The sequence below is a fragment of the Micromonospora sp. NBRC 110038 genome (genome assembly GCF_020884815.1).
Taxonomy (GTDB): domain Bacteria; phylum Actinomycetota; class Actinomycetes; order Mycobacteriales; family Micromonosporaceae; genus Micromonospora; species Micromonospora haikouensis.
This window is the reverse complement of record NZ_BBOL01000011.1, coordinates 158574-178187: the sequence shown is the minus strand read 5'-3', so window position 1 is coordinate 178187 and position 19614 is coordinate 158574. Positions and strand designations below refer to the sequence as shown.

2 protein-coding genes and 1 pseudogene are annotated in these 19614 nt (G+C 72.9%); all 3 read right to left on the bottom strand.

All coding sequences use genetic code 11. The features are described 5' to 3' along the window. Nucleotides 1-16: 16 nt before the first annotated feature. Nucleotides 17-3757: a type I polyketide synthase gene (locus LPU61_RS29210; protein WP_229406750.1), complete on the bottom strand. Its 3741-nt coding sequence runs from the start codon at nucleotides 3755-3757 to the stop codon at nucleotides 17-19. A 146-nt stretch (nucleotides 3758-3903) separates the two neighbouring features. After that, nucleotides 3904-18936: pseudogene (locus tag LPU61_RS29190) on the bottom strand (type I polyketide synthase); the annotation flags it as partial. A 100-nt stretch (nucleotides 18937-19036) separates the two neighbouring features. After that, complete coding sequence (locus LPU61_RS29185) at nucleotides 19037-19438, bottom strand: hypothetical protein (protein ID WP_144082752.1); 402 nt, start codon at nucleotides 19436-19438, stop codon at nucleotides 19037-19039. Nucleotides 19439-19614 lie beyond the last annotated feature (176 nt).

Here is a 19614-nt window from a genome sequence, read left to right as displayed (position 1 = left end):
CGCATCCGATCCCATGTCAGGCCGTGCCCAGCTGGTTGTCGATCAGGTCGAAGATCTCGTCGTCGGTCGCCGAGGCGATCTGGGCGTGCGCGCCCGTGCCGCCGTGCGCGGTGAGCAGCCGACGCAACCGGGCGGTGATCTCCTCCCGGGCCTCCTCCGGCGACGTGCGCAGCGCCTCCTCGATCCGGTCGAGCTCGTCGTGCACGGTGGCGTCCGCCGGTTCCTGCGGCTCGGCCCGGTCCGGCTCGCTCTCCGACATGCGTTCACCGAGATAGCCCGTGAGCGCCCGGAGGCTGGGATAGTTGAACGCCAGCGTCGCCGGCAGGCGGAGCCCGATGGCCGCGCCGAGGCGGTTGCGGAACTCGACGGCGATCAGCGAGTCGAACCCCAGGTCCTTGAGCGCGCCGTCCGGGTCGATCTCCCCGGGCGCCTCGTGCCGCAACGCCGCCGCCGCGTGGGTGCGGACCAGGTCGAGCAGCAGGGTGTCACGCTCGTGCGCCGGGGCCGCGGCGAAGCGGCTCCGCCAGTCGTACGCGCCGTCCGCGGCGGCCCGGGGCGGCGCCCCCGGGACGAGCTCGCGGAACAGGGGCGGCAGATCGCCCTGCACGGCACGCCGGCGCAGCGCCGCCCGGTCCACCGGAGCGAGCACGAGGTGGGCGTGGCCGGTGTCGTGCAGGGCGGCGTCGAAGAGGGCCAGCGCCTCCTGCGTGGACATCGGCTGGAAGCCGCTGGTGTGCAGCCGGTCGAGGTCTGCCGCGGCGAGGCCGCTGGTGAGCTCGCTCGTGTCGGTCCACAACCCCCACCCGAGGCTCGCGGCGGGGAGGCCACGCGTACGCCGGTGGTGGGCGAGAGCGTCGAGGAAGCCGTTCGCGGCGGCGTAGTTGGCCTGTCCCGGTGCGCCGACCGTCGCCGCGGCAGAGGAGAACAGCACGAACGCGGCGAGGTCGAGCCCGGTGGTCAGCTCGTGCAGGTGCCACGCGGCGTCGACCTTGGCGGCCAGCACGGTGCCGAGCTGCTCCCCGGTCAGCTGGGTGACGGTGGCGTCCGCGAGGACGCCGGCGGTGTGCACCACGGCCGTGAGCGGATGCCCGGCGGGAACGGTCCCCAGGGTGGCGACGAGGCCGGCGCGGTCGGTGACGTCGCAGGCCGCGATGTCGATCTCGGCGCCGAGGCCGGTCAACTCCTGACGCAGTTGCTCCGCACCCGGGGCGTCGAGACCACGGCGGCTGACCAGCAGCAGCCGGCGCGCGCCGTGGTGGGTGACCAGCCGACGGGCGACGTGGGCGCCGAGGGTGCCGGTGCCCCCCGTGATCAGGACGGTCCCGTCCGGATCGAGGGCGGTGCCGGAGCCGGAGGACGAGCCGGGCGCGAGCCGGGGCGTCAGCCGTCGGCCGTCCCGGAGGGCGAGCTGCGGCTCCCCGGTGGCGGCGGCGTCGAGGTCCTCCCGACCGGGACGGGCGTCGTCGTGGTCGACGAGCACGAAGCGGTCGGGATGCTCGGTCTGTGCGGAGCGCACGAAGCCCCAGACGGCGGCGCCGGGCAGATCGGTGACCGGGTCATCGGGCCCGGTGGAGACGGCGCCCCGGGTCAGGAAGATCAGCCGCGTGTCGGCCAGCCGGTCGGCTTCGAGCCACCGTCGCACCAGTACGCGGGCACGCTCGACCAGCCCGTGGGCCGACGGCACCGGATCGTCGCCCTCGGCGGAGCCGAAGCTCACCACCGCCCAGCCCGGAACGTCGGCGGCCGGCGTGCGCGCCAGCTCGTCGACCCCCGAGGCGGCCGGCAGTGACAGCGCCTCGGCGAGGTCTCCGGCCTCGCCGAGCACGACTGCGGGCGCTGCGGCGGCGACGTCCGCCTCGGCGCGGGGCTGCTCGGCCCAGCGCACCGTCAGCATCGCGGCACCGTGCCCCGTCAGCTTCCCGGCGTCGACCGGGCGGGTGGCCATCGCGTCGACGGTGAGCACCGGTCGGCCTTCGAGGTCGGACACGGCCACGGCGATCGTCGAGCCGTCCACGGGCGTCACCCGGGCGCGGAGCGTCCGCGCGCCCGAGGCGTGCAGGCTGATGCCGGACCAGGAGAACGGCAGCCGCAGGTCGCCGGGGTCACCGGCGGAGTCCTCGCCGAGCCCGGCGAGAAGGCGCACGTGGAGCACGGCGTCGAGCAGCGCGGGATGGATGCCGAAGCCGGCCTCGTGGAGCTCGCCCGCCAGTTCCACCTCCGCGTACAGCGCGTCGCCGTCGCGCCACGCGCCTCGCAGCCCCTGGAAGGCCGGGCCGTAGTCGTATCCCTGCTCGGCGAGCCGCCGGTACAGGTCCGTGACGGGCAGCGCGGCAGCCGTGGCCGGCACCGCCAGCGGGCCGGGTACGGCCGCGGCCTCCGGCGAGAGGAGGCCGGTCGCGTTGCGGACCCAGTCCTCGTCGTGCCGGGAGTGGATCGTGAAGGCCCGCCGGCCGGCGTCGTCGGGCGCGTTCACCTGGATCTGCACGTCGACCGCGCGGTTCGCGGGCAGCAGGAGCGGCTGGTCCAGGACCAGGTCCTCGGCCCGGGCGCAGTCCACCTCCGCCCCGGCGCGCAGGGCCATGTCGAGCAGGCCCGTGGCGGGCAGCAGGACGGTGCCGAAGACGGCGTGGTCGGCAAGCCACGGCTGGGCGTTGACCGAGATCTGCCCGGTCAGCAGCGTGGCGTCGCTGCCGGGGAGGTCGAGAGCGCCGCCGAGCAACGGATGCCCGGTGGCCGCGCGGCCGAAGCCGGTGGTGTCGGGTGTCGGGTGCAGCCAGTAGTGGTGGTGTTGGAAGGGGTAGGTGGGGAGGTGGGGGGTGGTGTGTGGGGTGGGGGTGGGTTGGTGGGGGGTGAGTCCGGTGGTGTGGGCGTGGGCGAGGGCGTGTGCGAGTTGGGTGGGGGCGGGTTGGTTGCGGTGGAGGGTTGCGATGGTGGTGGCTTTGGTGGTGGTGGTGTCGATGGTGTGTTGGATGGGTGTGGTGAGGACGGGGTGGGGGCTGGTTTCGATGTAGTGGGTGTGTCCGGTGTTTAGGAGGTGGGTGATGGTGGTGTGGAGTTGGACGGGTTGGCGGAGGTTGTCGTACCAGTAGTGGTTGTTGAGGGTGGGTGTGGTGTGGGGGTGGGTGGTGGAGTGGAAGGGGATGGTGGGGGTGGTGGGGGTGATGTCGGCGAGTGTGGTGAGGAGGTGGTCTTTGAGGGTTTCGGTGTGGGGGTGGTGGGAGGCGTAGGTGACGGGGAGTTTGCGGGCGTTGATGTTGTGTTGTTGGTAGTGGTTGATGATGGTGTCGATGGTGGTGGGTGTGGCGCTGATGATGGTGTGGTGGGGGCTGTTGTGGGCGGCGATGTGGAGGTCGGGGTGGTGCGGGTGGTCGGTGGTGACGGTGTGGGGGGGTAGGGGGATGGCGGCCATGGCGCCGGTGCCGGTGAGGGTGTGGAGGGCTTTGCTGCGGATGGCGATGATTTTGGCGGCGTCGTTGAGGGTGAGTGCGCCGGCGATGTGGGCGGCGGCGATTTCGCCTTGGGAGTGGCCGATGACGGCGTCGGGGTGGATGCCGTGGTGTTGCCAGGTGCGGGCGAGGGCGGTCATGAGGGCGAAGAGGGTGGGTTGGACGACGTCGACGCGGTCGAGGTCGGGTGCGTGGGGTGTCTGGTGGAGGACGTCGAGGAGGGACCAGCCGGTGTGGGGTTGGAGTGCGGTGTCGCAGGCGTGGAGGTGGTGGGCGAAGGTGGGTGAAGCGGTGTAGAGGTCGAGGCCCATGTGGGGGTATTGGCTGCCTTGGCCGGGGAAGACGAAGACGGTTTTGCCGGTGAGGGGGTGCCTTGGATGAGTCGGTGGTGGGGGGTGTTCCCGGCTAGGGCGGTGAGGGCCTCGGTGAGTTCTTCGCGGGTGGTGCCGACGATGGCGGCGCGGTGAGACAGGAGAGCGCGGGTGGTCAGGGTGGCTGCGACGTCTGGTGGGGTCAACTCGGGGTGGGTGGTGAGGTGGTGGAGGAGTTGTTGGGCGTGGGTGCGTAGGGCGGTGGGGGTCTTCGCGGAGAGCATCCAGGTGACGGGCTGGTCGGTGGGGGTGCTCTGTTCCGGTTCGGTGGCTGGTGGTGCTTGTTCGAGGATGATGTGGGCGTTGGTGCCGCTGATGCCGAAGGAGGAGATGGCGGCGCGGCGGGGCCGCCCTTGGTCGGGCCAGGGCTGGGGTTCGGTGAGGAGTGCTATGGACCCGGTGGTCCAGTCGACGTGGGGTGTGGGGGTGTCGACGTGGAGGGTCTTCGGCAGGATGCCGTGCCGGATGGCTTGGATCATTTTGATGATGCCGGCGGCTCCGGCGGCGGCTTGGGTGTGGCCGATGTTGGATTTGATGCTGCCGAGCCAGAGGGGTTGGTCGCGGTTCTGGCCGTAGGTGGCGAGCAGTGCTTGGGCTTCGATGGGGTCGCCGAGTTTCGTGCCGGTGCCGTGGGCTTCGACGGCGTCGACGTCCGCCGGGGTGAGGCGGGCCTCGGCCAGCGCCCGGCGGATCAGCCGCTCCTGGGACGGGCCGTTGGGCGCGGTGAGGCCGTTGGAGGCCCCGTCCTGGTTGACGGCGCTGCCGCGGACGACGGCGAGGATGCGGTGGCCGTGGCGTTGCGCGTCGGAGAGCCGCTCGACCAGCAGCAGCCCCACACCCTCCGACCAGGACGTCCCGTCGGCGGCGGCGGCGAACGACTTCACCCGGGCGTCCGGCGCGAGACCACGCTGACGGCTGAACTCCACGAACGATGCCGGGGTCGCCATCACGGTGACGCCGCCGGCCAGCGCGAGGTCGCATTCGCCGTTGCGTAGGGCCTGGACGGCCAGGTGCAGGGCGACCAGTGACGAGGAGCAGGCGGTGTCGATGGTGACGGCGGGGCCCTCCAGGCCGTAGGTGTAGGAGACCCGGCCCGACGCCACGCTGCCCGCGCTCCCGGTGACGAGCTGCCCGTCGAAGCCCGCCGGCTGACGGTGCAGGAAGCGGGAGCCGTAGTCGTCGTACATGACGCCGGTGAAGACGCCGGTGCGGCTGCCGCGCAGCGACTCCGGGTCGATCCCGGCGTTCTCGAACGTCTCCCAACTCGTCTCCAACAGCAGCCGCTGCTGCGGATCCATCGCCAGCGCCTCACGCGGGCTGATCCCGAAGAACGCCGCGTCGAACTCCGCCGCGTCCGTCAGGAAACCACCCTCACGCACGTACGACTTCCCCGGCGCGTCCGGATCCGGATCGAACAACCGCTCCACGTCCCACCCACGATCCTCCGGGAACGGCGAGACGGCGTCGATGCCCTCCACCGTCATGCGCCAGAGGTCCTCCGGGGACCGCACGTCACCGGGATAGCGGCACGCCATGCCGACGATCACGACCGGATCCCCGTCCACGGTGGTCGGCGCGGCCGGGGTGGACGGTGCCACCTCCGTCGTCGCGGGCAGCAACTCGCCCCTCAGGTACCGGGCGAGGGCTGCGGCGGTCGGATGGTCGAAGACCAGGGTGGCGGGCAGGCGCAGGCTGGTGGCGGATCCCAGCCGGTTGCGCAGTTCGAGGCCGGTGAGCGAGTCGAACCCGAGCTCGTGGAACGTCCGGTCCGGGTCCACAGCCGACGCCGCCGGCAGCCCGAGCACCGTCGCGATCTGGCGGCTGACGACGTCGCGGAGCGCGTCCTCCTGCTCCTTCTCGGGCAGGGTCCGCAGTCTCTCGGTCAGCGTGGCGCTGCCGGATGCCGGCTCGGCCGGGGTACGCCGTGGTCTGGTACGCACCAGCCCGCTCAGGATCGGCGGCAGAGCACCGGCGGCGGCGTTCGCGTGTAGCGCCGGTAGGTCCCATTCGGCCGTCACGAGCACCGGCTCCGTGGACGCCAGCGCGGCGTCGAAGAGTTCCAGGGCGCGTTCGGCGGCCATGGGCCGGAAGCCCTGTCGCTGCAGCCGCTCCCGGTCGACCTCCGTGAGTTTGTTGGTCATTTTGCTGGTGTGGGCCCAGAGGCCCCAGGCGAGGCTGGTGGCGGGTTGGCCTTGGGTGTGGCGGTGGTGGGCGAGGGCGTCGAGGTAGGTGTTGGCGGCGGCGTAGTTGGCTTGTCCGGGTGTGCCGAGGGTGCCGGCGGCGCTGGAGAAGAGGATGAAGTGGGTGAGGGGGTGGTCGGTGGTGAGGTGGTGGAGGTGCCAGGCGGTGTCGATTTTGGGTTGGAGGACGGTGTGGAGTTGGTGGGGGGTGAGGTTGGTGGTGGTGGCGTCGTCTAGTACGCCGGCGGTGTGGATGATGGCGGTGAGGGGGTGGTTGGGGGGGATGTTGTTGATGGTGGTGGTGAGTTGGTGGGGGTTGGTGGTGTCGCAGGTGGTGATGGTGGGGTGGGCGCCGAGGTTGGTGAGGTGTTGGTGGAGTTGTTGGGCGTGGGGGGTGTGGGGTCCGGTGCGGGTGAGGAGGAGGAGGTGTTTGATGCCGTGGTGGGTGATGAGGTGTTGGGCGATGTGGGTGGCGAGGGTGCCGGTGCCGCCGGTGATGAGGATGGTGCCGTTGGGGTCCAGGGGTGTGGTGGGTGTGGTGGGGTGAGGGCTGGTGGTGGGGGTGAGTTGGGGGGTGTGGAGGTGGTTGTTGCGGATGGCGAGTTGGGGGTGGCCGGTGGTGAGGGCGGTGGTGATGGTGTGGTTGGTGGTGGGGTGGTGGTCGTGGTCGATGAGGGTGATGCGGCCGGGGTTTTCGGTTTGGGTGGTGCGGATGAGTCCCCAGGTGGTGGTGGTGGGGAGGTTGATGGGTTGGTGGGGGGTGGTGGGGATGGCGTGTTGGGTGAGGATGACGAGGTGGGTGTGGGTGAGGTGGGGGTTGGTGAGCCATTGTTGGAGTTGGTGCAGGGTGCGTTCCGCCACCGCATGAGCCGCCGCCAGCGAGTCGCCGTCCTCCCCGTCCGACCCACAGTGGAGGAAGATGATGTCGACCGATGCGTCGTCGGGAATCGCATCCGTGGCGGTGAGACCCTCGAAGCGTTCGCACAGACCCAACGGGTCCGCCCCCACCACGACGCCCTTACGCCAGGGATGCGCCGGCTGAGCGCTCGGCATCGCCAGGACCGGCCAGTCCACCCGCAGCGGTGAGACGCCACCCCGCAGGCGCGTGACGTCGACCGCGCGCAGAGTCAGCGCGTCGACGGTCGCGACGGGTGCGCCCGAGGCGTCGGTCATGGCCACGGTCACGCCGTTCGGTCCGGTGGGGGCCAGCCGGACCCGTACGCTGCTCGCCTCGACCGCGTGCAGGGACACCCCGCTCCAGGTGAAGGGCAGCGCGCCGGCGGCGTGCTCACCGACGAGACCCAGGGCGACGGGGTGCAGCGCGGCGTCGAGCAGCGCGGGATGCAGGCAGAACCGGTGGGCGCCGGGCTGCTCCGACTCGGGCAGGCTCACCTCGGCGAACACCTCGTCGCCCGATCGCCACGCCGCCCGGAGCCCGCGGAAGGCCGGGCCGTAGTCGTATCCCCTGGCGCTGAGTTGCTCGTAGGAGTCCGTGAGGTCGATCGGGGTCGCGCCGGCGGGAGGCCAGGCGATGGCCTGGTCCAGGGCAGCGGGCGCGGGAGCGGCCGAGGCGAGCGCACCGTCCGCGTGTCGCGTCCAGGGGGTCTCGGCGTCGGCGCCGGTGGGCCGGGAGTACACCGCGAAGGTGCGCCGGCCGCTGTCGTCCGGATCGTCGACCACGACCTGCAACTGGACGGCGGCATCCTCCTCGATCGGAAGAGGGGCGTGCAGCGTCAGTTCCTCGACGTGCTCGCAACCGACCTCGACGCCGGCGCGGAACACCATGTCCAGCATCGCGGCGCCGGGCAGCAGGACGGTGCCGAAGACCGCGTGGTCGGCCAGCCACGGATGCGTGCTGGTGGAGACCTGACCGGTGAGGACGTGTCCCCGCTCGTCGGCCAGCTCGATGACGGAGGCGACCAGGGGATGGCCCGTGCTGCTCTGGCCGGAGCCCGACGAGGAGCCGGTCGCCGGGTGCAGCCAGTAGTGGTGGTGTTGGAAGGGGTAGGTGGGGAGGTGGGGGGTGGTGTGTGGGGTGGGGGTGGGTTGGTGGGGGGTGAGTCCGGTGGTGTGGGCGTGGGCGAGGGCGTGTGCGAGTTGGGTGGGGGCGGGTTGGTTGCGGTGGAGGGTGGGGATGGTGGTGGCTTTGGTGGTGGTGGTGTCGATGGTGTGTTGGATGGGTGTGGTGAGGACGGGGTGGGGGCTGGTTTCGATGTAGTGGGTGTGTCCGGTGTTGAGGAGGTGGGTGATGGTGGTGTGGAGTTGGACGGGTTGGCGGAGGTTGTCGTACCAGTAGTGGTTGTTGAGGGTGGGTGTGGTGTGGGGGTGGGTGGTGGAGTGGAAGGGGATGGTGGGGGTGGTGGGGGTGATGTCGGCGAGGGTGGTGAGGAGGTGGTTGCGGAGTTGGTCGATGTGGGGGCTGTGGGAGGCGTATCCGATGGGGATGGGGCGGGCTTGGATGCCTTGTTGGTGGTAGTGGGTGATGAGTGTGTGGAGGGTTTCGAGGTCGCCGGTGATGACGGTGTTGTGGGGGCTGTTGTGGGCGGCGATGGTGAGGGTGGGGTGGTGTTGGAGGTGGGTGGTGACGGTGTCGGGGGGTAGGGGGATGGCGGCCATGCCGCCGGTGCCGGTGAGGGTGTGGGCGGTGAGGCCGCGGTGGGTGATGATTTTGGCGGCGTCGTTGAGGGTGAGGGCGCCGGCGATGTGGGCGGCGGCGATTTCGCCTTGGGAGTGGCCGATGACGGCGTCGGGTGTGATGCCGTGGTGTTGCCAGGTGCGGGCGAGGGCGACGGTGATGGCGAAGATGGCGGGTTGGACGACGTCGACGCGGTCGAGGTCGGGTGCGTGGGGTGTCTGGTGGAGGACGTCGAGGAGGGACCAGCCGGTGTGGGGTTGGAGTGCGGTGTCGCAGGCGTGGAGGTGGTGGGCGAAGGTGGGTGAAGCGGTGTAGAGGTCGAGGCCCATGCGGGGGTATTGGGTGCCGTGACCCGGAAACACGAAAACCGTCTTCCCGGTGATCTCGGTCCCCTCGACCAGGCGGCGGTGGGAATCGCCGGTGGACAGGGCGGTGAGGGCCTCGGTGAGCTCCTCCCGGGTGTCGCCGACCACGGCGGCGCGGTGCGGCAGGGCGGCGCGGGTGGTCAACGCCGCCGCGACGTCCGACGCGCTCAACTCCGGGTGGGTGGCGAGGTGACGCAGCAGCCGCTGGGCGTGCTGGCGTAGCGCCGCGGGGGTCTTCGCGGACAGGGCCCACGTCAGCGGGCCGGACCCGTCGGCGGGCCTGCCCTGTTCCGGCTCGGTGGCGGGTGGTGCCTGTTCGAGGATGACGTGGGCGTTGGTGCCGCTGATGCCGAAGGAGGAGACGGCGGCGCGGCGGGGCCGCCCCTGGTCGGGCCAGGGTTGGGGTTCGGTGAGCAGCGCCACGTCCCCGGTGGTCCAGTCGACGTGGGGGGTGGGGGCATCGACGTGGAGGGTCTTCGGCAGGACCCCGTGGTGCATGGCCTGGATCATCTTGATGATGCCGGCGACGCCGGCGGCGGCTTGGGTGTGGCCGATGTTGGATTTGATGCTGCCGAGCCAGAGGGGTTGGTCGCGGTCCTGGCCGTAGGTGGCCAGCAGTGCCTCGGCCTCGATGGGGTCGCCGAGCGTCGTGCCGGTGCCGTGCGCCTCGACGGCGTCGATGTCGGCGGCGGACAGACCTGCGGTGGCCAGCGCCTGCCGGATCACCCGGCGTTGCGCCGGGGCGCTGGGTGCGGTGAGGCCGTTGGAGGCGCCGTCGGAGTTGACGGCGGAGCCGCGGACGACGGCGAGGATGCGGTGGCCGTTGCGTTGGGCGTCGGAGAGCCGTTCGACAAGCAGCAGTCCCACGCCCTCGCTCCACGCGACACCGTCGGCGCTCGCCGCGAACGACTTCGACCGCCCGTCGGAGGCAAGGCCGCGCTGGCGGCTGAACTCCACGAACGACGCCGGGGTGGCCATCACGGTGACGCCACCGGCCAGGGCCAGGTCGCACTCGCCGTTGCGCAGGGCCTGGACGGCCAGGTGCAACGCCACCAGCGACGACGAGCACGCCGTGTCCACGGTCAGCGCCGGTCCGGCCAGGTCCAGCGCGTAGGCCACCCGGCCGGACGCCACACTCGTCTGGTTCCCGGACAGCAGGAAACCCTCGTACCCGTCGGGCGACGCCTGCATGAGGCGGTTGCCGTAGTCGTCGTACATGACGCCGGTGAAGACGCCGGTGTGGGTGCCGCGCAGGGTGGTGGGGTCGATGCCGGCGTGTTCGAGGGTTTCCCAGGTGGTTTCGAGGAGGAGGCGTTGTTGGGGGTCGGTGGCGAGGGCTTCGCGGGGGCTCATGCCGAAGAAGTCGGGGTCGAAGTCGGCGGCGTCGTAGAGGAAGCCGCCGTGGCGGGTGTAGCTGGTGCCGGGGTGGTCGGGGTCGGGGTGGTAGAGGGTGTCGAGGTTCCAGCCGCGGTCGGTGGGGAACTCGCCGATGGCGTCGGTGCCGTTGAGGACGAGTTGCCACAGGTCGTGGGGGGAGCGGATGCCGCCGGGGTAGCGGCAGCCCATCCCCACGATCGCCACCGGCTCGTCGCTGTCGACCCGGAGCGCCTTCACCTCGTCGACCTGCTGCGTCCCGGTGAGCCGTTCGGCGAGGTACCGGGCCAGCGCGGTCACCGTCGGATGCTCGAACACCACCGTGGCCGGCAGCGGCATCCCGACGGCGGCGCTCATCCGGTTGCGCAGCTCCACCGTGGTCAGGGAGTCCAGGCCCTGTTCCCGCAGGGCCCGGTCCGGCTCGATCGTGTGCGCCCCGTCGTGCCCGAGCACCTCCGCCGCCTTCACCCGGACCAGGGCGGTCAGCGTCTCCTCCCGCTCCTGCGGGGACAGGCCGGCGAGCTGCCGGGCCAGCACGGCCGACGCGGGAGCGGCGGCACGGGTGCCGGACGCGCCCGCCCGGGGCAGGAGTCGGCGGAACAGCGCCGGGACCGCTGCGTGCTCGTGCTCCGCGCGCACCGAGGCGAGGTCGAGCTTGGCCGGGACCACGACGGCCCGGTCGGTGGCCAGCGCGGCGTCCAGCAGGGCGAGCGCCTCGCCGCTCGTCATGGCCGCCACGCCGCTGCGACGCAGGCGCGCCCGGTCGGCCTCGGAGAGCCCGCCCGCCATGCCGTCCGCGTCGCCCCACAGCCCCCAGGCGAGGGACACGGCAGGCAGGCCGGCGGCGCGCCGGTGCCCGGCCAGGGCGTCCAGGAAGGCGTTCGCCGCCGCGTAGTTCGCCTGCCCCGCCCCGCCCACCGTGGCGATCACCGACGAGAACAGCACGAACGCGGCGAGCGGCAGGTCGCGGGTCAGCTCGTGCAGGTGCCACGCGCTGTCGGCCTTGGACCTCAGCACCGTGCCGATCCGCTCGGGGGTCAGGGAGACCACGGCGCCGTCGTCGAGGGCGCCGGCGAGGTGCACGACCGCGCGGAGCGGCCGGTCCGCCGGTACGGCCGCGAGGACGCCCGCCAGCGACGCCCGGTCGGCCGCGTCGGCGGCCGCGAACGTCACCTCCGCCCCGAGGGCACGCAGCTCCGCTTCCAGCGCCTCCGCGCCGGGGGACGCGCCGCCGCGCCGGCTGAGCAGAAGGAGGTGGCGCACCCCGTGGACGCCGACGAGGTGCCGGGCGACCAGGCCACCGAGCCCGCCGGTGCCGCCGGTGACGAGGACCGTGCCGCCGGCGGCGAAATCGGTGCCGTCGAGCCCCGGGACCGTGCCGTCGAGCCCGGGGACCGGCGGGGCGGCCTCCGCGGCGACCGGGACCAGCCGCGGCCGGCGCACCTCGCCCGCGCGTACGGCCAGCTGCGGTTCGCCGCTGGTGGCCGCGGCGGCGACCGACCGCGCGGACGTCTCGTCGTCGTCCAGGTCTAGCAGGACCAGCCGGTCGGGATGCTCGGTCTGCGCCGACCGCAACAGTCCCCACACCGTCGCGGATGCCGGTGACGGATCGTCCGCGGCACCCACGGCCATCGCCCGCCGGGTGAGGACGACCAGGCGCGCACCCGTGAGGTGCTCGTCGGCGAGCCAGTCCTGCACGAGGGCGAGGACCCGCCCGGCGAACAGGTGCGCCGAGGCGTCCGGGGCGCCGTCGTCGCCCTCGCCGACGGCGTCGGCCACCGGGTCCACGAGAACCAGGTCCGGCCGCGGGTCACCGCCGGCCACCGCCGTGGACAGGGCGGCCAGATCGGGGTACGCCGCGGCGGTCACGCCACCGGCGCGGACCACGCCGAGGGCCGCGTCACCGAGCACCGCCCACCTGGCGCTTCCCGGGACGCCCGTCGGGAGGGGCTCCCAGTCGACCCGGTACAGGTGCCGCACCTGCCGCACCGGCAGCAGCCGGTCGGTGGCCACGGGCCGCAGCGTCAGCGAGCCCGTGGCGAGGACCAGCGTGCCGGTGTCGTCGGTGACCGTGAGGCCGACGCCGCCGGAACCGGCCGGGACGAGCCGCACCCGCACCCGCTCGGCGACGCCCGCATCGCCGGGGAGCCCGGTGACCGTGAAACCGGTCCAGCCGAACGGCAGCAGGATCCGCCCGTCGTCCTCGCCGAGCAGCCCGGTCGCCACGAGCGGGTGCAGCGCGGCGTCGAGCAGCGCGGGGTGGAAGACGAAGCGACTGCCCTCGGCGAGCAGCTCCGCCGGGACCGCCACCTCGGCGAAGAGGTCGTCGCCGGCCCGCCAGGCCGCCTGGACCTGCCGGAACGACGGACCGTACTGGTAGCCGTGCTCGTCGAGCGCGTCGTACAGCGCCGCGACGTCGAGTGCGGTCGCCCGCCGCGGCGGCCACTGCACGGCGGCCGGCGCGGGCCCCTGGTCCGGAGCCGCCGCCGAGAGGAAGCCGCTGGCGTGGCGGGTCCAGCCGGTCTCGTCGCCGCGGCTGAACAGCCGCAGCGGCCGGCGCCCCGACGCGTCGGCGGCGTCCACGACGATCTGCAGCTGGACCTCGCCGTCCTCGGGCACGGGCAGCGGCGACTCCAGGGTGAGCTCCTCGGCGGACGCGCAGCCCAGCTCGCGCCCGGCGCGCACGGCCAGCTCCAGCAACGCCGTGCCGGGCAGCAGCACGGTGCCCTGTATCGCGTGGTCACCCAGCCAGGGGTGGGCGGCCCGGGACAGCGTGCCGGAGAGCACGTGCCCGTCGCCGACGGCGAGCTCGGTGACGGTGCCGAGGAACGGGTGCCCGAGCGTGTTCGCCCCGCGCCGCCCGGACTCGATCCAGTACCGCTGCCGGCGGAACGCCGAGGTCGGCAGGTCGACGGGCCGCGCCGGCCGGCCGGCGAAGGCGGCGGACCAGTCCACCGGCATCCCATGGACGTGGGCGCGGCCGAGGGACGACGCGAAGCGGGCCCAGCCGCCGTCGTCGCGGCGCAGCGACTCCGCCACGATGGCGTGCCCGGCGCCCTCGGCCTCCAGGGTCTGCTCCACCGCGGTGGTCAGCACCGGGTGCGGGCTCACCTCGATGAACGTCCCGAACCCCTCGGCCACCAGCTCCCGGATCGTCGGCGCGAACTCGACCCGGTTGCGCATGTTGTGGTACCAGTACTCGGCGTCGGTCCGCAACGGCCCGCCCCGGACGCCCTCCACGGTGGAGCGGAACGGGATCCGCGGCTCGTGCGGCGTGACCGGCGCGAGCACCTCGGCCAGCTCGTCGCGCAGCGGGTCCACGTGCGCCGAGTGCGACGCGTAGTCGATCGGCACCCGCCGCGCCCACACCCCGGTCGCGGCGCACTCCGCGAGCAGCTCGCCGAGGGCGTCGAGATCCCCGGCGACGATCGTGGAGACGGGGCTGTTCAGCGCGGCGACCGACAGCCGGCCGGGCCAGCGTCCGATCAGCTCGTCCACGTCGGGTCGGGACCGGGCCACCGACACCAGGCCGCCCGTGTGCGCCACCGACAGCAGCGCCCTGCCGCGCAGGGCCACCACCCGGGCGGCGTCCGGCAGGGTCAACGCACCGGCGACGTACGCCGCGGCGATCTCGCCCTGGGAGTGGCCCATGACGGCGTCCGGCTCCACCCCCATCGACCGCCACAGCGCCGCGAGCGCGGCCACCACCGCGAACGTCGCGCACTGCACCACGTCGGAGCGGTCCAGCCGGGGCGCGCCCTCGCGGCCGGTCAGCACGTCGCGCAGGGACCAGTCCAGGTACGGCTGGAGCGCGTCGGCGCAGGCGAGCAGTTCCTCCCGGAACACCGTCGAGGTCCGCATCAGCTCGGCGGCCATCCCGGCCCACTGCGAGCCCTGCCCGGGGAAGACGAACACGATCTTCCCCCGCTCCCGCGCCGTGCCCACCTGGACGTGGGCGGCCGGTTCGCCCTGCGCCAGCGCGTCGAGGCCGGCGCGCAGGGCGGCACGGTCGACGCCGGAGACGACGGCCCGGCGGGCGAACGCGGGGCGGGTGGTGGCCAGCGCCCGGCCCACGTCGCCGATCAGGTCGTCGGGGACGGTGTCCAGGAACCGGCTGAGGCGGTCGGCCTGGGCCCGTAGCCCCTGCTCGTCGTGGCCGGAGACCAGCCAGGGCAGGCCGACCGGCTGGTCGTCGCCCGTCCCGGCCGGCTCCGCAGGGTCGGGGGCCTGTTCGAGCACCAGGTGCGCGTTGGTGCCGCTGATGCCGAACGACGACACCGCCGCCCGCCGCACGGTGGCCCGTGGCCAGGGCCGCTCCTCGGTCAGCAGCCGCACCGTGCCGGCGGACCAGTCGACCTGGCGGGTGGGCCGGTCCACGTGCAGCGTGCGGGGCAGCGACTCGTGCCGCAGCGCCAGCACCATCTTGATCAGGCCGCCGACGCCGGCCGCGGCCTGGGCGTGCCCGATGTTCGACTTGAGCGAGCCCAGCCACAGCGGCGCGTCGTCGGGTCGGCCCTGGCCGTAGGTGTCGAGGATCGCCTGCGCCTCGATCGGGTCGCCGAGCCTCGTGCCGGTGCCGTGCGCCTCCACGACGTCCACGTCGACCGGCCGCAGGCCCGCGTCGGCGAGCGCCTGGCGGATCACCTGCTGCTGCGAGGCGCCGTTGGGCGCGGTCAGCCCGTTGCTCGTCCCGTCGGAGTTGACGGCGGAGCCGCGGACGAGCGCGAGCACCCGGTGGCCGTTGCGGCGCGCGTCCGACAGCCGTTCGAGCACCACCATGCCGGCGCCCTCCGACCAGGCGGTGCCGTCCGCCGCGTCGGCGAACGCCCGGCACCTGCCGGTCGGCGACAGCCCCTGCTGGCGGCTGAACTCGACGAAGATGCCGGGCGCGGACATCACCGTCACCCCGCCGGCGATCGCCAGCCCGCAGTCGCCCGCGCGCAGGGCGCGCGCGGCGAGGTGCAGCGCCACCAACGACGACGAGCAGGCGGTGTCCACCGTCAGCGTGGGGCCCTGCAGGCCGAGCGTGTACGCGATGCGGCCGGACGCGACACTCGCCGTCGTGCCGGTGAGCAGGAATCCCTCCAGCTCCCCGGCGCCCTCGGCCAGGCGCGGGCCGTACTCCTGGGACATGGCGCCGACGAACACGCCGGTCCGGCTGTTGCGCAGCGACAGCGGGTCGAGACCCGCCCGCTCCAGCGCCTCCCAGGACACCTCCAGCAGCACCCGTTGCTGCGGATCCATCGCCTGTGCCTCGCGGGGACTGATGCCGAAGAAGGCCGGGTCGAACAGGTCCGCGTCGAGCAGGAAGCCACCACGGCGCACCGAGGACGTGCCGCTGGCCGCCTCCGGGTCGAACAGCGTGTCGAGGTCCCACCCGCGGTTGTCCGGGAAGTCAGAGATCGCGTCCGTGCCGGTCTCCACCAGCCGCCACAGGTGCTCCGGGGACCGCACCCCGCCGGGGAAGCGGCAGGCCATGCCGACGATCGCGATCGGGTCGTCGATGGCGTCGTCGTCGGCCCGGGTGTCCGTCGCCGCCGTCGCGGCCGATGCGGATGACGCGGCGAGCCGGTCGCACAGGTGCTCGGCGAGGGCCTCCGGGGTCGGGTGGCTGAACAGCGCCGCCACCGGGAGCGTCAGCCCCGTCGAGGCGACCACCCGGTCGCGCAGCTCCACCATGAGCGGGGAGTCGAAGCCCAGATCCTTGAACGGCCTGCTCACGTCGAGGTCCGCCGCGCTGGAGTGGCCGAGGACGACGGCGACGTCGGCGCGTACCCGCTCCAGGACCGCGCGCCTGCGCGCGGCCGGCGAGGCGGAGTCCGGCACGCGCGCCGCGGCCGGTGACGCCGGGGGCTCTGCGGCCTGCGGGCCGGCGGCCTCGGGCCCGGGGATCTGCCGCTGCGGCGTCCCGGACGCCAGCCAGTGGCGGCTCCGCTGGAACCGGTAGGTCGGCAGCGGCACCCGGCGCGGCTGCTGGTCCGCGAAGATCGGCGCCCAGTCGACGCTCCCGCCGTCGGCGTGCACGGCGGCGAGGTTTGCGAGGAATGACGACCAGCCGGGCCGGTTGCGGTGGAGGGTGGGGATGGTGGTGGCTTTGGTGGTGGTGGTGTCGATGGTGTGTTGGATGGGTGTGGTGAGGACGGGGTGGGGGCTGGTTTCGATGTAGTGGGTGTGTCCGGTGTTGAGGAGGTGGGTGATGGTGGTGTGGAGTTGGACGGGTTGGCGGAGGTTGTCGTACCAGTAGTGGTTGTTGAGGGTGGGTGTGGTGTGGGGGTGGGTGGTGGAGTGGAAGGGGATGGTGGGGGTGGTGGGGGTGATGTCGGCGAGGGTGGTGAGGAGGTGGTTGCGGAGTTGGTCGATGTGGGGGCTGTGGGAGGCGTATCCGATGGGGATGGGGCGGGCTTGGATGCCTTGTTGGTGGTAGTGGGTGATGAGTGTGTGGAGGGTTTCGAGGTCGCCGGTGATGACGGTGTTGTGGGGGCTGTTGTGGGCGGCGATGGTGAGGGTGGGGTGGTGTTGGAGGTGGGTGGTGACGGTGTCGGGGGGTAGGGGGATGGCGGCCATGCCGCCGGTGCCGGTGAGGGTGTGGGCGGTGAGGCCGCGGTGGGTGATGATTTTGGCGGCGTCGTTGAGGGTGAGGGCGCCGGCGATGTGGGCGGCGGCGATTTCGCCTTGGGAGTGGCCGATGACGGCGTCGGGTGTGATGCCGTGGTGTTGCCAGGTGCGGGCGAGGGCGACGGTGATGGCGAAGATGGCGGGTTGGACGACGTCGACGCGGTCGAGGTCGGGTGCGTGGGGTGTCTGGTGGAGGACGTCGAGGAGGGACCAGCCGGTGTGGGGTTGGAGTGCGGTGTCGCAGGCGTGGAGGTGGTGGGCGAAGGTGGGTGAAGCGGTGTAGAGGTCGAGGCCCATGCGGGGGTATTGGGTGCCGTGACCCGGAAACACGAAAACCGTCTTGCCCCGCGCCGCGGCGACCCGGCCGGTGACCACCCCGGGCCCGCCTTCGCCCTCGGCGACCTTGGCCAGGCCGCGCAGCAGCCCCTCGCGGTCGCTCGCGAGGACGACGGCGCGATCGGCGAACGCGGATCTCGTGGTGAGCAGCGACCAGCCGACGTCCACCGGGTCGAGGTCCGGCTGCTCCTCGACGCCGGCCAGCAGCGCCGCCGCCTGCGCGCGCAGTGCCGCCCCGCCCCGGCCGGACACCACCCAGGGCACGACCGGGGGAGCGGCCGGAACCGCCGGGGCGGCGCGGTCGGGGGCGGCCGGGGGCTCGGAGACCACCACGTGACAGTTCGTGCCGCCCATGCCGAACGAGTTGACCCCGGCGACGAGCGGCTCGTCGGCTCGCGGCCAGGGGCGCAGCGTCGTGTTGACCTCGAGGTTGAGGGCGGCGGTGTCGATGTCCGGGTTCGGCTCCGCGAAGTTCAGGCTCGCCGGGAGCAGCCGGTGCTTGACGCTGAGGGCGGCCTTGAGGAGACCGACGATGCCGGCGGCGCCCTCCAGGTGGCCGACGTTGGTCTTGGCGGAACCGACGAGCAGGGGCGAGCCGGCGCGGGTCGCGCCGAGAGCCGCCCCGACGGAGGCGGCCTCGACGGGGTCGCCGACCCTCGTCCCGGTGCCGTGCAGTTCGACGTACTGGACCGCGCCGGGCGTCAGGCCGGTGCGCTCGTGGGCCCGGAGCATCACCTCGCGCTGGGCGTCGACGCTGGGCACGGTGAGCCCGGCCGTGGCGCCGTCGTTGTTCACCGCGGTGCCGCGGACGAGGCAGTAGATCTCGTCGCCGTCGGCCAGCGCGGTCGACAGTCGCTTGAGGACGACGAATCCGCCGCCCTCGCCCCGCACGTAGCCGTTCGCGCGGGAGTCGAAGGTGTAGCAGCGGCCGTCCGGGGAGAGCGCGCCGAAGCGCTCCGTCTCCACGGCCGACGCCGTCGCCACGTTCAGGTTGACGCCCCCGGCCAGGGCGAGGGTGGACTCGCCGGACCGGATGCTCTCGGCCGCCAGGTGCACGGCCACCAGGGCCGACGCCTGCGCGGCGTCGACCGTGAGGCTCGGGCCGCGCAACCCCAGCGTGTACGAGATCCGGTTGGCGATGATGCCCCGCCGGGTGCCGGTCAGCGTGTGCTGGTCGACGGCGTCCGGGCCGCTGCGCTGCAGCAGGGCCGCGTAGTCGTCGCCGATGGCCCCGACGAAGACGCCCACCGGGCCGCCGGCCAGGCTCGCGGGGACGATCATCGCGTCTTCGAGCGCCTCCCACGCCAGTTCGAGCATCAGCCGCTGCTGCGGGTCCATCCCCGCGGCCTCGCGGGGTGAGATGCCGAAGAAGGCCGGGTCGAACCGGTCGACGTCGTCCAGGAAGCCGCCGTGCCGCAGGCCCGGGTTGTCTGCCCCGGCGTCCGGCCACCGGTCCGGCGGCGTGGCCGTGACGGCGCTGCGCCCCTCGGCCAGCAGCCGCCAGAACGCGGCCGGGTTCGGTGCCTGAGGCAGCCGGCAGGACAGTCCGACGACGGCTATCGCGTCGTCCGGCTCCGGGAGCGGGCGCGCAGGGACGGTGGCGTGATCGTTCATCAGGTCCTGGTCGCTTTCCTCGCGCAGCTGAAGGCGGTCGACTGAAACGGGAACCGGCCGCGCGGGACGACACACCGCCGCGGCACCGGCACAACCGTTCTCAGTCCTCCATGTAAATGGTGGCCTCACAGATCGTGGTGTGCTCGTCGGGCCGCTCGACGAATTTGAAGGTGCGCGTCCCGGTCTTTCCGGCGTAGCGCCCGCTGACGCCGATCGCCGGGAAACTGTTGACCACGAATTCGGTTCCGTTGGGGTCTTCCTGCCGCACCGTGCCGGTCCAGCTGATGGTGCCGTCGGCCAGTTTCTCGGTGGCTGTCATGAGCTGCATCAGGCTGCCGTCCGCCGGGTCGCCGTAGACCACCGCCATGCCTTCGGAGGTGGAGACGAGGTTGCCGTCGACGTCGTAGAGCTCCTCCGTGAAGGTGAGGTGGTGCCCCACACCCGGACGGCTCTCCCGGTGCACATTCGTGTGGCAGACCTCTCTGAGCTTGTCGAGATACATGATTTCCGTCCCTGATTCCTCGAAACGCCGCGGGCCCGGCGGGCACCGTGGGCGCGGCCGGGAAAGGGGTCTTGCGGCCCCGGAAGAAATCATGGCCACCGGCTCTTAATTGAGCCTAATGCGCGCGTCGTTCTGACGGTCGGCGACCGGAGTGCAACCGCGCACGAGCGGGCCGG